The organism is Vibrio sp. K4 (assembly GCF_051122595.1).
Lineage (GTDB): Bacteria > Pseudomonadota > Gammaproteobacteria > Enterobacterales > Vibrionaceae > Vibrio > Vibrio owensii.
Genome location: NZ_CP178577.1, coordinates 1,553,090 through 1,567,364 on the forward strand (window position 1 = coordinate 1,553,090; position 14,275 = coordinate 1,567,364).

At 46.3% G+C, this 14,275-nt stretch carries 11 protein-coding genes; 8 read left to right on the plus strand and 3 right to left on the minus strand.

The window, feature by feature from the left end; translation table 11 throughout:
• Positions 1-111: 111 nt before the first annotated feature.
• Positions 112-1,704, minus strand: a complete 1,593-nt coding sequence (locus tag ACLIIY_RS07030) for an ABC-F family ATPase (protein WP_005441564.1) — start codon at positions 1,702-1,704, stop codon at positions 112-114.
• Positions 1,705-2,104: 400 nt separating this feature from the next.
• Between ACLIIY_RS07030 and ACLIIY_RS07035 the strand changes: the two genes are divergently transcribed.
• Positions 2,105-4,450, plus strand: a complete 2,346-nt coding sequence (locus tag ACLIIY_RS07035; RefSeq protein ID WP_041055827.1) for an ATP-binding protein — start codon at positions 2,105-2,107, stop codon at positions 4,448-4,450.
• A gap of 2 nt (positions 4,451-4,452) precedes the next feature.
• Complete coding sequence (locus tag ACLIIY_RS07040) at positions 4,453-5,331, plus strand: mechanosensitive ion channel family protein (protein ID WP_005427576.1); 879 nt, start codon at positions 4,453-4,455, stop codon at positions 5,329-5,331.
• A gap of 100 nt (positions 5,332-5,431) precedes the next feature.
• Here the strand turns inward: ACLIIY_RS07040 and ACLIIY_RS07045 are convergent, their stop codons facing one another.
• Positions 5,432-7,474 (minus strand): sensor histidine kinase, encoded by a 2,043-nt coding sequence (locus ACLIIY_RS07045; protein WP_434528392.1) that lies wholly within the window; start codon positions 7,472-7,474, stop codon positions 5,432-5,434.
• Positions 7,464-8,915 carry a sigma-54-dependent transcriptional regulator gene (locus ACLIIY_RS07050; protein WP_039840901.1) on the minus strand — a complete coding sequence of 484 codons (1,452 nt, stop codon included), beginning with the start codon at positions 8,913-8,915 and terminating at the stop codon, positions 7,464-7,466. Before ACLIIY_RS07050 ends, ACLIIY_RS07045 begins: the two co-directional genes overlap by 11 nt.
• Before the next feature lie 343 nt (positions 8,916-9,258).
• Between ACLIIY_RS07050 and ACLIIY_RS07055 the strand changes: the two genes are divergently transcribed.
• From ACLIIY_RS07055 to ACLIIY_RS07080, 6 genes are all read left to right on the plus strand, one after another.
• Positions 9,259-10,077 carry a substrate-binding domain-containing protein gene (locus ACLIIY_RS07055; protein WP_005441551.1) on the plus strand — a complete coding sequence of 273 codons (819 nt, stop codon included), beginning with the start codon at positions 9,259-9,261 and terminating at the stop codon, positions 10,075-10,077.
• A gap of 6 nt (positions 10,078-10,083) precedes the next feature.
• Positions 10,084-10,782 (plus strand): ABC transporter permease, encoded by a 699-nt coding sequence (locus ACLIIY_RS07060; RefSeq protein ID WP_005427748.1) that lies wholly within the window; start codon positions 10,084-10,086, stop codon positions 10,780-10,782.
• Positions 10,783-10,825: 43 nt separating this feature from the next.
• The gene (locus tag ACLIIY_RS07065) at positions 10,826-11,545 is read left to right on the plus strand and encodes an energy-coupling factor ABC transporter ATP-binding protein (RefSeq protein ID WP_005441550.1); all 720 of its coding nucleotides are present in this window, start codon (positions 10,826-10,828) and stop codon (positions 11,543-11,545) included.
• Positions 11,523-12,110 (plus strand): molybdenum cofactor guanylyltransferase MobA, encoded by a 588-nt coding sequence (gene mobA, locus ACLIIY_RS07070; protein ID WP_005441549.1) that lies wholly within the window; start codon positions 11,523-11,525, stop codon positions 12,108-12,110. Before ACLIIY_RS07065 ends, mobA begins: the two co-directional genes overlap by 23 nt.
• On the plus strand, positions 12,107-13,885 hold the full coding sequence (locus ACLIIY_RS07075; protein WP_434528393.1) for a bifunctional molybdopterin-guanine dinucleotide biosynthesis adaptor protein MobB/molybdopterin molybdotransferase MoeA: 1,779 nt from the start codon (positions 12,107-12,109) through the stop codon (positions 13,883-13,885). The genes mobA and ACLIIY_RS07075 overlap by 4 nt, the downstream gene beginning before the upstream one ends.
• Before the next feature lie 73 nt (positions 13,886-13,958).
• A complete protein-coding gene (locus tag ACLIIY_RS07080; RefSeq protein WP_005441547.1) occupies positions 13,959-14,225 on the plus strand; it encodes a DUF2960 domain-containing protein in 267 nt (88 codons plus the stop codon).
• Positions 14,226-14,275: the final 50 nt, after the last annotated feature.

The following is a 14,275-nucleotide window of genomic DNA, read 5'->3' on the forward strand; positions in this document are numbered from 1 at the left end:
ATTTAAGGATTGAACGCCACAACCTAGCGCTAGCAAAGCATTAGCGCTCACAAAGAATAGACATAAAAAAAGACCTCGCGATGAGGTCTTTTTCTTTATTCGGAAGAAGGATTAACCTTCGATACCACGAGATTTTAGGAACTCAGAGTAAGTGCCTTTAAAGTCTGTGATTTTACCATCGCGGATTTCGATGATACGTGTTGCTAGCGAGTCTACGAATACACGGTCGTGCGATACGAAGAACAATGTGCCTTTGTACTGCTCTAGTGCCGTGTTCAATGATTCGATCGATTCCATATCCATGTGGTTGGTTGGTTCGTCCATCAGCAGCATGTTTGGTTTGTGCATCATTAGCTTACCAAGCAGCATACGACCTTGCTCACCACCCGACAGTACTTTTACTGACTTCTTAATGTCGTCTTGGCCAAACAACATACGACCTAGGAAGCTTCGAACGACTTGCTCGTCATCGCCTTCTTGACGCCATTGACCCATCCAATCTGTTAGGTTCATGTCTTCAGCAAAATCGTGTGCGTGGTCTTGCGCGTAGTAACCGATGTTCGCGTTTTCAGACCATTTGAACTCACCAGTACGTGGTTCTAGTACACCAGCAAGTGTGTTCAGTAGGGTTGTTTTACCCACACCGTTCTCACCGATGATTGCAACACGCTCACCAACTTCAAAAATAGCATTGAAGTTGGCAAACAGGTCGTCTTCAAAACCTTGGCTTAGGTTTTCAACAATCAGAGCGTTACGGAATAGCTCTTTAGACTGTTCAAAACGAATGAATGGGTTTTGACGGCTAGACGCTTTTACTTCGTCCAGTTTGATCTTGTCGATTTGCTTCGCACGAGATGTTGCTTGTTTTGCTTTCGATGCGTTTGCAGAGAAACGTGCAACGAACGTTTGTAGCTCAGCGATTTGTGCTTTCTTCTTCGCGTTGTCGTTCAGTAGACGTTCACGAGCTTGAGAAGCTGCAGTCATGTACTCGTCGTAGTTACCTGGGTAAACACGTAGCTCGCCGTAGTCCAAGTCAGCCATGTGCGTACATACTGAGTTTAGGAAGTGACGGTCGTGCGAGATGATGATCATTGTGCAGTTACGCGCGTTTAGCGTGTCTTCCAACCAACGGATAGTGTCCATGTCCAAGTTGTTGGTAGGTTCGTCAAGAAGCATAACGTCAGGGTCTGCGAATAGAACCTGTGCTAGAAGCACACGAAGTTTCCAACCCGGTGCAACTTCACTCATTAGACCGAAGTGTTGCTCCATTGGAATACCTACAGCAAGAAGAAGCTCACCCGCTTTCGCTTCTGCCATGTATCCGTCCATTTCCGCGAACTGAACTTCTAGGTCAGCCACTTTCATGCCGTCTTCTTCGCTCATTTCAGCAAGTGAGTAGATGCGGTCACGCTCTTGCTTCACTTCCCATAGCTCTTTGTGACCCATGATTACTGTATCGATTACAGTGAATTCTTCGTACGCGAACTGGTCCTGGTTCAGTTTTGCAACGCGCTCGTTTGGATCGTAGCTTACGTTACCGCTTGTTTGTTCAAGCTCACCGCTCAGGATTTTCATAAAGGTTGATTTACCACAACCGTTAGCCCCGATTAAGCCGTAGCGGTTACCTTCGCCGAACTTAACTGAGATGTTTTCAAATAGCGGCTTAGCGCCAAATTGTTGAGTAATATTCGCTGTGGAAATCAAAACCTTTACCTTAGCAATTCAAGTTTATTGGGAAAAACCGCGCAACGTTACTGCTTAAGGCTACACACTTCAAGTTTTGTTTTTATTAATTAATGAGAAAAAGCACTCTTTCGCGAGCTGAATTTTGAGATTTGGATAACATAAACCGCTCCAACTTTAAGGTTTCTCACTCTAACCGACTCAAAACTGAGACATAAATCCGTCATGACTAACCATTGACATACCCCATGAAATTGGGTTTATAGTGCGTCCCCTTTTATCAATTCCGTACGTTATTCCTTTATTAAGCATCCGTTTCTCAAAGGCAATCGCAACATCACGCACGGTCATTGGGTAAAACTCGCATATCGCGATAAAGCAACTACACTAACTCTAACCTTATAAGTTTTAAGAGAATTTTATGCATTTCATGGCGCGCATTTTAATGCTAGTCGGTCTCGTGCTTTCTTTACCTGCTCACGCTGAGTGGGAGTACGAATTCCAACCTGAGCCTCAAATCCTCCCTGTGGCACAAGAGATCACTCAGGAGATCAACAAGCTGCCAGAACCTTTGTTTATGTCTGACCAAGACAAACGTAAGGTCAACCAATTGCTCAATGCAGTAATGAGTGAGCAGCGCAAACAAACCCTTATCTTTGATCAACACTTAAAGACATTCCGTGAGTCTGGTGAAGACAAAGAATGGTTTGAAACGCAATCCAGTTACCTGACGGTCAACAGCCTAGGTCAAAGCAAAGAACGTTTATTAGAGCTGACCGACCCTATCACGCATGACAAATTGACCGGTTTTGGTCCTTATGGTGTCACGCAGTTTAAGCAAGAGTGGCGTCAAACTCAGCTTAACGTTGAATATTTGGTGTTCTTCCAGATTCGCTCTTTCCAATCTCTGATTAAGGAAATTCTGATTTCACCGATTCCGGTCGTTTGGGCTGGCATCAAAGTGTTGTTTATCTACTTCGGTTTAGTATGGTGGTTAACTAACAGCAAGCGCATCATTACCCTATTCCGCGAAACACAACTGGATAACGTTGCCAAACCGCCAATTTGGGTTCGTTTGATTTGGTATATCAGCCGTGCGCACAGAGCAATTGCTTGGTTGATTGCGATTACGCTCTCGCTTCGAGTGCTATCAGAAATCCCAAGCTTGCAGCATTTGATCATTCTAGAAATCTTCACTTGGTGGGTTCTAGGTGGTTCTATCGCGATTAGCTTTATTCTGGAATTCACTTATCGAAACAGCCGCAGCACTAGCCAAGAGGTGATTGCCCTACGTCTTTCAACCATTCGTCGTTACGTTTGGAGCGCTATTGTTGCTGGCGTGATTCTGCAAATCTCGATTCGTACGCTGGGTAAAGGCACCATCTATTCATGGATCTACAGCGCGCTGTTCTTTTGGTTTGTATTGGTGACGCTGTCGGTATTGCGCCTATGGCGTAAGAAGGTATTTGAAGTCGCGGAGAAGCTCTCTGATCGTCCTGTTTGGGTAAACTGGTCAATCCGTCGTAAAGATACCTTGTTGCTAAGCATCATCGGTACGGCAATTTGTGCTGTGTGGATTATGCTGCACAGCTTTAAACACCGCATTGTTGCAATGTTGTCTAACTACACCATGTTTAGCCAAGCGTTGGCGTACTTGTTCCGAATCGAAGTTGCCAAACAAACGGGTAATAACGGTGGTGATACCAATCTCGTAAGAATCAAGGGCGAGCAAACATTCGAGTATATTCTCCCTGGTAGCGAAGACAGCGAGTTGGTGGAGTATGCCTCTGACGAAATCAAACAACTGTCTAAATACCTACTGACAGATAGCCCTGCTGTGTGTGTGATTTCTGGTGAACGTGGCGTTGGTACAACGACCTTCCTTCGCACTATCCTGAACAAAGTGAAGAACGCCGAGCCACTTTATTTGAACTGTCCATACGCAGGTTACAGTGAACTACTAAAAGAGCTGGCACTACAACTTGGGTTAGAAGAAGACGCGTCTGAGATACAGGTTCTTGCGCATCTTCGTAAAAGTGATACGCCTTACCTTATCGCAGTTGATAACGCCCAGCGCTTAGTTAAGCCAATGGTAGGCGGTTTAAGCGGTTTGATTAAACTGACTAACCTACTTCGTCGCTCTAAGAAGAACCACCGCGTTGTGATGGCGATTGAGAAAGCAAGCTGGCGTTTCGTCGACCGTGCTCGTGGCGAACGTTTGTTGTTTGACTGGGTAGCGTTTATGCCGCGTTGGAGTGAAAAACAACTGTCTGCGCTGTTTGATACACGTATTAACCAAGAGATCGAGAACCCAGTAACGTTTGATGGTCTTGTCGTGCCTAAACAATGGGACCAAGAAGACATCACAGAAGAAGAACGAGCTAAGCAAGGTTTCTACCGTATTTTGTGGCATTACTCTGATGGTAACCCGACAGTTGGCTTGCGCTTTTTCCGCTTGTCTCTGCGTCAGGATAAAGAGACGCAACAAGTGGTGGTTCGATTGTTCCACGCACCAGAGTCTCAAGAGCTAGAGAAAATGCCGAAGCCAATGCTGGCCGTGCTGCGCTCAATTGTTCAGCTTGAAGTGGCGTCGCCGGAAGAGCTTTCTGAGTGTACTCAGCTGAGTATTGCGGAAGTGATTGGTACGCTGCGCTACTTCCAAAGCCGCGGCTTTATTGAGTGGAGCGAAGACAAAGCTCGCGTGTCGGATCACTGGTTCCGTCACATTACCAACGTTCTCGACCGTCAACATTTATTGGTGAAATAACGATGAAAAAACTACTCACCGTATTAGCGTTATCGCTATTAAGCACCTCTGCATTGGCGACTGAAGAAATCGCGAGTGTGGATAATATCTCGCAAATCGCTAGCCTAATTCGTTGGAGCGGCGTGTTCTTCTCCATCATTGTGATTGCCTCAACGTGGCTATTGCTTAAGTTCATGAACTCGATGGTAGAAAGTATTGGTAGCCAGTTCGTGCAATACCGCATGGTGCTGCAAAAGCTCCAATCATTCCTGCAGTTCTTTATCTACTTAACCGCTGGCTCTGTCGTGTTTATGATGAGCTTCCGTATTAACGATCAAATCCTTGCTTTGATTGGTGGTACGTTAGCGGTTTCGGTTGGTTTCGCATTGAAAGACCTAGCCGCATCCTTCATCGCAGGTATGACGGTTATGGTTGACCGTCCATTCCAAGTTGGTGACCGCGTCACGTTCGAAGGTAACTACGGTGATATTATTGCGATTGGTTTGCGCTCTGTACGCATGCGTACCCTAACCGATGACATTATTACGATTCCAAACAACAAGTTCTTGAGTGAAGTTGTGGTCAGCGGTAACTACGGTGCGCTGGATATGCAGGTGGTGATTCCGTTCTATGTCGGCATGAATGAAGACATTACGTTAGCGCGTGACTTGATTCAGGAAGCGGCGTCTTCAAGCCGTTATATCCACCTACCTAAGCCCGTAACGGTTCTCGTCAAGCAGACTATTACTGATAACTACTTAGCAATTCAACTAACGTGTAAGGCTTATGTGGTAGACACCGCCTACGAAAAGCTGTTTGAAACCGACATTACTCTGCGTGTGATGAAAGAGTTCAAGAAGCATGGCATCAATCCACCGAAGATTGCAGTGCATACGGGTTAATTCAACGTAATCCTCTCGCGTTTAGAGAAGGACAGATACAAAAAGGGTCAGTGATTACACTGACCCTTTTCTTTACGCGTTAGCTAATTGGAATCGCCGGTTAAGCGATATTCGTGACCTCAAGCAGTAACTCGGCTTTCTTTGGAAGGTAGATACTGAACGTACTGCCTTTGCCCCATTCCGATTCGGCTTTTAGCTCGCCGCCTGTTTGACTAAGAATACTTTGCGAAACAGAAAGCCCTAGACCTGTACCATCGCGTTTAGTGGTATAGAACGGAGAGAAGATACGGCTTAAGTTTTCTGGCTTGATACCACAACCTTCATCGGTGACATGAATCGCTGCGCCTTTCAGTTCGCCATCTTCAATCCAATCTTCACTCACGACGGTCAACTTGCCTTTACCGTCCATCGCGTGAATGCCATTCATCTGCAAGTTCACCAGAATCTGCAACAAGTGGTGGCGATTGATCTCAACCGAAGTATGAGCTTGTAAATCGGTGACAAACTCGATATCGCGCTTCTTAGTACCGGTTTTAACCAGAGTGATGCTCTCATCGATGATTGGGTTCACGTGTTGCCACGTAATCTCGTCTTGTACACCGCCCTGACGGCTGTATTGCAGCAAGCTGCGCGTGATATTCCGAATACGGTCAATCTGAGCGTGAATCGCATCAATCTCTTCCTGAACGCGGCTTGCCTCTTCACCGAGCTCAAACTGAATCAATTCAACGTTACCCAGAATCACTGCGGTTGGGTTGTTAATCTCGTGCGCGATGCCCGCGGTTAACTCACCCAATGCAGCAAGCTTTTCGTTGACCACAAGCTTGTCACGGGTTTGGTTGAGCAATTGAATATGAAGTTCGAGTTGTTCAGTTTTGTCTTTCAAACTCGCCGTACGTTGTTGAACTTTACCTTCCAGCTGCATGGCTGAGTTCTTCAGCTCGACTTTACGATCTTCCAAAGCATCAAGCATGTTGTCGAACTGGCGCGCTAATTGAGCCAGCTCGTGATGCTCATCCAGCCCTAATGGACCAATGCGCTTTTCTTTACCCAACTGGACAAGCTTCACGACCTTATAGATGCGCTCGATTGGACGGAATAGATCACGTGAGCCGCGATACACCATCACGCCAGAAACTAAGAGCAACATTAAGGTAATCAAGCTGATCTCAACGATATTGGTCATATACGCCTTGACGAATGGCCACATCAAGTAACCGGTGTAGAGCATACCAATGACGTTATCGTACTGGTCTTTGATTGGTTGATAAGCGGTGATATACCAAGCATCGTAAACAAACGCGCGGTCGACCCATTGCTCACCTTCCGCCAATACCTTGTTGTATACCTCAGAACTTACTCGCGTACCGATAGCGCGCCCCAAACGTTGGTCACTGTCTAGCGGAACGTTAGTACTAACACGAAGATCATCCAAGAATACCGTCAGAGTCCCCACTGGACGGAGGGTGTCGTTATCACTCAAATAGATAAGATCACGAATTTGATCGACCAATACCGTGCTGTTGTTAAGCAGCAAACCGCCATCTAAGAAGCCAATTAAGTCGTTCTGTTGGCTGTAAACTGGGATCACAGTTCGACTCACCAAGCCACGCGCTTCTACACCACCATTCTTTAGAATCGGTACTTCAGCACGTTTGGCGAGTTCGGGGTCTAGCTTTTCCAGTTCTTTTCTGTCGAGCACATCGAAGAAAGATTCGCGCTTAGTTAAATCCATAAAGCGGAATTTGTTTTCCATCGAATTAACACGTTGGAAGGACAAAAAGTCCAAACCGTAGCGTTTTTTCTGCGCAGTCACCCACTTTTGCAACTCTGCTTGTGGGACATTTTGATTCACTCGGGTACGGAAGTCATAAGAGTCCGCGAACGATTTGACGTAGTTCGCCTGCTTTTGTTGCAGCAGCGTAATGCTGTTATTGGCGACACCTAAACGCTCCGACACGTCTAATAATGCGTTTTGCCACGTATAGTGAATCGACCAATAGATCGTAATGCCGATAAGGGCTATCAGCGTTAAGAAGATTGGCGCAGAAGTCAAAATCAACAGTCGATAACGCACCATGGTTTTGAATCGGTACGTCCATTTAGACAATCCTTTGTGTTGCTGCCAACTACTACTCGGCATAATCCTCGTCCTCAGAATCCCACTCTTTGTATTTGCGCTCTAGCGTTTTTCGTGCCACTCCTAAATCTCGAGCCGCCGCCGACTTGTTGCCTTCGTGCAAATTAACCAATTGTTGGATATGCGCTTTTTCCACTTCTTTTAATGTCCAAGTGTTTGGATAGCCTTCACCGGAGAACTCTTTGCCCTCTTTGAAAGTTGGCAATTCTTCACTGTGTGACACGGTAATGGAAACATTCGGTAAAGCATGACCGCCATTGAGTTCACGCCAGTGATGCGCAGGCGGTTTACCTAACAAAATGCAACGTTCGATGAGGTTTTTAAGTTCACGAATGTTACCTGGCCATTCGTACTCACTCATCGCTTCCATGTCTTCATGCGCCCACTTCGGTGCTTGCATGCCAAGTTCACTGGTCAGCATATTGCTGAAGTACGGAACCAGTTCAAACAAGTCAGTTTTACGCTCACGCAGAGGGGTAACTTCGATCTTCAACACGTTTAAACGGTAGTAAAGGTCGCTACGGAAGTTACCTTTGTTGACCTCTTCTTGCAGGTTGCGGTTGGTCGCCGCGACAATACGAACATCAATGCTGATTTCACGCTCAGAACCTACCGGACGAATCGTACGTTGCTCTAGCACACGCAGCAGTGACGCCTGCATGGATAAAGGCATTTCACCGATTTCATCGAGGAATAGTGTACCGCCATTGGCTACTCGAAAAAGACCTTCGCGAGATTTCTTTGCGCCAGTAAAAGCCCCCGAGGTATGGCCAAACAACTCACTCTCTAAAAGCTCTGGTGCAATCGCACCACAGTTAAGTGGGACGAAAGGACCTGTTCGACCACTGGCTTGGTGAATGCCTCTCGCGACCAGTTCTTTACCGGTGCCCGACTCACCTTCTACTAAGACAGACGCACGAGACGGCGCAAATTGAGTAATCAGCTGTTTGAGTTGGCGAGTTTTTTCCGAGCCACCAATAATCTCTGAGGTGTTGTGACGCTGATAGTCACGCTTCATCGCGTATTGCATGCGCTCGTTCAAACGACGATCCATACAACGACTGACCGCTTTCAGCATCTGTTCTAGGTTGAACGGCTTGAGGATAAAGTCCGACGCACCAAGCTGCAGTGCTCGAATGGCAATTTCCAAATCCGCGTAGCCAGTCATAAAGATGACATCCGCGCGTTTGTCGTCATCTTCAAACGCCTCTTCCCATTCAATCCCTGAACGCCCCGGCAAGTTGATATCTAACAGAATCAAATCGTAGTGGCGTGAGTTACGTAGCTCTTCCGCTTCTTCAATGCTGCCCGCTGTATCGACTTGCGAAAACAGTTTGCCCAGCGCCTTTTTAAGGATGGCTTGCATACCGAGTTCATCATCAACGACCAGTACTGAAAAAGCGTTGTATTGTTGGTTTGTACTAATATGGGATTGAGTAGACATATTTACCCCAGTTGGATTGGAATGGGACAGAGTGTACCAAGTTTAAACAGAGATACCCTACAAAAAGTGCGACATTTTGTACCAACGCATATTTTTATGCAAATAAGTCCATGAATTAGCGCATAAATCAAACATTTTGAGCTTGTAAAATGTTGGCATCTTGTTTGCTATATGGAGTGTCCAAGTGACCTCAGGATGTGGGAGACATCAATGCAATACCATCGCTTCTCGCTCCCTCACCCTAAGGTGGCTTGTGATTTGAGCGCTCACTGACGCTCTGGCGACTTCTTTAGTAACCCAAGACTTAAGAAGCCAAAGAATCATTGGAAAGGAAACAACTAAAATGAAAAAAATTGCGCTGACTCTAGCTGCAACGTCAATCACTCTTGTAAGCTACTCTGCTTTTTCAGCTCAAGATGGCGAACACATTCGTCTGGCGACAACAACAAGTACTTACCATTCTGGCTTACTGGACTACCTACTTCCTCAATTTGAAAAAGACACTGGCTACAAAGTGGATATCATCGCTGCTGGTACTGGTAAAGCGCTGAAGATGGGTGAAAACGGTGACGTTGATTTGGTTATGACGCACGCTCCTAAAGCAGAAGGTGTGTTTGTTGAGAACGGCTACGGTGTCCTTCCACGTAAACTGATGTACAACGACTTCGTTATCGTTGGTCCTAAAGCTGACCCAGCGCAAGTAAAAGACGATGCGTCAGTACTAGACGTATTCAAAGAGATCGCAAACAAAGACGCGACATTCATCTCTCGTGGCGATGATTCTGGTACACACAAAAAAGAATTGGGCATCTGGGCGCAAACTAAAATGGAACCAAACTTTGGTGGCTACCGCAGTGTAGGCCAAGGCATGGGCCCTACTCTAAACATGGCGTCAGAAATGCAAGGCTACACCATGACTGACCGTGGCACTTGGTTGGCTTACCAAAACAAATTAGATCTTGCGATTCTATTCCAAGGCGACGAAAAACTGTTTAACCCGTACCAAGTGATTTTGGTGAACCCAGAGCGTTACCCAACCATCAACTACCAAGGTGCGAAGGCTTTCAGTGACTGGTTGGTGAACCCACGCGGTCAAGAGCTGATCAATGGCTTCCGTCTGAATGGTAAACAATTGTTCGTTGCGAATGCTGAGAGCAAATAACGCAATATGAATCTTGCTGATACAACACTAGAAGCCCTGCGCTTACTGGTGAATTTTGATGCAGACCTATGGGAGATCGTTGCGGTCTCCTTTAGTGTTTCTATTACGGCAATATCTTTGGTGGTATTGCCGTCTATTTTGATGTCTTTTGTCCTAGCCTACACCGACTTTCGTGGTAAGTGGTTCTTGCTGTCCATTGTGAACACCTTACAGGCGGTGCCAACGGTCGTGATTGGTTTGCTACTGTACATGATGCTTTCAAGAGCAGGCCCTTTGGGTGATTGGCAAATGCTGTTTACGCAAAAAGCCATGATCTTAGGACAAATGATCGTCTGTTTTCCGGTTCTGGTTTCCATGATGCACGGTGCGCTTCAATCGAGTGACCGTCGCGCAGTTGAAACAGCGATTACGTTAGGTGCGTCAATACCTCGTATCGCTGCTACTATGATCTGGGAGACACGTTTTCCTTTATTGGCGGCTATCATTGCGGGATTCTCACGAATCGTCACAGAGGTAGGCTGTTCAATGATGGTTGGTGGCAACATTATGGGCGTAACCCGTAATATTCCGACTGCCATTGCTATGGAAAGTAGTAAAGGTGCTTTTGCGCAAGGAGTTGCATTAGGAATTGTATTACTATCGTTAGCGTTAGCGCTCAACTTCCTCTTATCGAGCATGAGAGGCAAAGGCTATCTAAGAACATGAAGCAAGCAATCGACTCGCCATCGACCCAATGTAAGGGTGAATTATGACTATAAAAATTACCGCCGAGCAATTGTCCATGCGCTTTAAAGAGCGTGTGCTTTTCCACATCCCTGAATTGGCCATTGGTCCAAACGACGCGATTTACCTAAAAGGTGACAATGGCGTTGGTAAAACCACCCTACTCAAGATCCTTGCAGGTTTGCTCAAGCCTTCAACGGGTAAAGTGGTGGCACCGAAAGATACTTGGTTGAAGAAGTGGACGCGCCGCAATGGTCGTGTTGATGTGATTTATCTCCATCAGTCTCCTTACCTTTTTGACGGCACTGTTTATGAAAACGTCGTTTATGGAGTTAAATATCAACAAGACACGGCAAAAGATAAGCGAGCTCAAGTTATTAGTGCGCTACGCATGGTAGGGTTAGAAACCTTAGCCGACGAACATATCTCTGTATTGTCCGGCGGTGAGAAGCAACGCGTAGCAATGGCACGAGCTTGGATCTTAAAACCATCGATTTTGTTGATGGATGAACCAAGTGCCTCTCTCGACCAAGAGTCGATTGAACGTCTGGTTATCATGGCAAAAGATCTGCTTGATCGCGGCTCTAGTATTGTCGTGACCAGTCACCAAGCCAACGCGTTGACGGATTTATGTAAAAAACAGTGGTGGATTAAAGACAAGACTTTGGTAGAGTCTCCACTCTTGTATGTCATACCAAAAGAAACATCCCAAGAGAACGCATATGCTTCAGCCAACACAAACTAGTTGGGTCATTTTGGCTGGTGGTCAAGCCAGCCGTATGGGTGGAAAAGACAAAGGTCTGATCGAACTGAATCAGAAGCCACTCATCGAACACGTTATCGAACGTTTATCTCCGCAAACACCACGCATTCTAATCAATGCGAACCGAAACCAAGACGCCTACCGTGCGTTTGGTTTCGTCTTCAGCGATCAATTTAAAGATTTCCCAGGTCCGATGGGCGGTATCCACGCGGGCCTAGTTCATGCAGAAACCGATTGGGTTGGCTTCGTCCCTTGCGACAGCCCACAAATCAACACCGACCTTGTTGAACGTTTTTGCAATGCAGTAAAAGAAGACACCGATATTTTGGTTGCTCATGATGGCGACCACCAGCAGCCTGTCTTCACGCTTTACCACAAGCGCGTACTGCCAAAGCTGACCGCGTTTTTAGAACGTGGCGATCGTAAGATCATCCTACTCTACAAAGAGTGCAACACCAGTTACGTTGACTTTAGCGACTCACCAAACTGTTTCGTCAACTTAAATACGCCTGAAGAATTGGCGCAATTTGGACAACTCGAATCATGAAACACACGCTAAACATCCCTATTCTTGGTTTTGCTGCCTACTCTGGTACGGGCAAAACTACGCTACTTGAAGCATTGCTACCAAAATTGACCGAAGCAGGTTTACGCATCGGCATGCTAAAGCACGCACACCATAACTTCGATGTCGACCAACCGGGTAAAGACAGCCATCGCCTACGTAAAGCGGGCGCATCGCAAATGCTGATCTCTTCTCGTAACCGCTTCGCACTGATGACAGAAACACCAGAGTCAGAATCTGAGTTTGATTACCTTCTGACGCGTTTCGATGAAGACAAGCTAGACGTGGTTCTAGTGGAAGGCTGCAAAAATATTGCCTTTCCAAAGATCGAATTGCACCGTGAAGAAGTCGGTAAGCCTTGGCTTTATCCAAACGATGAAAACATCATCGCGATTGCTTCAGACAGCGGCGAATTGGACTCTGAACTGCCACAAATGAACATCAACGATCTTGAAGCGATTGCCCAGTTCGTTATTCAGTATGTTCAAGAAGCGAAAGCACCAAAGAGTAAAGAGAAAGAAGCCGCTTGCTGCGATACCCTTTCTCCAGCTTTCCTTTCTGTGGTTCAAGGACAAGAAAAGATCCTTTCTTTGGTAAACACGGTTTCTGAAACCGAAGCATGCAAGATTGAAGATGCATACGGTCGTGTGCTTGCAGATCATGTTGTGTCACCAGTGAATGTTCCGCAATACACCAACTCAGCGATGGACGGTTACGCGATTCGCGGTGATGACGTCGAGCGTGAAAGCTACCAAGTAGTTGCTGAAGTGATGGCAGGTCATGCTTACGATCAGCCTTTGGAAGTTGGCCAAGCGGTGAAGATCATGACGGGCGCACCAACGCCTACCAATGGTGATACCGTTGTTATGCGTGAGCAAGCGAAACAGGATGGCGATACTGTCACATTCAATGGTGCGAGCATCAAAACTGGTCAAAACGTTCGCCAAGCGGGTGAAGACTTAGCAATTGGTAGCGATGTGTTTACTGCAGGCACTCGTCTAGCTTCTCCTGAGATGGGCATGATTGCTTCTCTTGGTTTTGGCGAAGCGAACGTATTCCGCAAGTTGAAAGTTGCTGTGTTCTCTACCGGTGACGAAGTACAAGCGCCAGGTACAGAACAGAAAGCGAATTCAATCTACGATTCAAACCGTTTCACTATCATGGGCATGTTAGAGAAGCTAGGTTGCGAGATCTTGGATTTCGGCATTCTAGAAGATAACGAGCAATTGATGATTGAAGCGCTCGAAAATGCTTCTGCGCAAGCCGACGTAGTGATGACTTCTGGCGGCGTATCCGTTGGCGATGCCGATTACATTAAGCTGGCATTGGATAAGCTGGGTCAAATTGATTTCTGGCGTATCAACATGCGCCCTGGTCGTCCGCTTGCGTTCGGTCAAATCAACGATAAGCCTTTCTTTGGTTTGCCGGGTAACCCTGTGGCGGTGATGGTTTCATTCATTAACTTTGTTGAACCTGCTCTGCGTAAGATGCAAGGTGAACAAGGTTGGAAGCCACTTAAAGTTAGCGCTATTGCGACAGAAAATCTGCGCTCTCGCCAAGGTCGTACCGAGTTTAGCCGTGGTATCTACGAGCTAGACGAAACAGGTCGCCTAACCGTTCGCACAACAGGCAAACAAGGCTCTGGCATTCTACGCTCAATGAGTGAGGCAAACTGTTTGATCGAAATCTCCCCTGCTGTTGATACAGTAAAAACGGGAGAAAGCGTGACAATTATCCCACTTCAAGGCAGAATCTAGGCCGATTCAGAATTCAAAGGTCAGCACGTCTGACCTTTTTATTGATAACAGAAAATTTTTCAGAGAGACAGCTATGGCTCGCACCATTCTTTACACTTACAAAGACCAAGACAAAGAACTGACGTTCTCATACCAGCAGCACCGCAACATTCAAGAAGCAGTTGCAGAGGCGGAAGGTATCGATATCACTGAGTACCTAAAGATGGAGCAGCAAATCGAAGCAGTATCTGACACCAAAGCTGTGCGCAACTACCGCGATAATCATTTCAGAAAACTTGGCTTTAGCAAAATCACCCTAGCTCAAAAAGAAAACTTGGGCGTAGGCAAAAAGAAAAAATAAGCCAAGCTATACAGACCAAAACAAAAACTCACGATTCGTCGCGAGTTTTT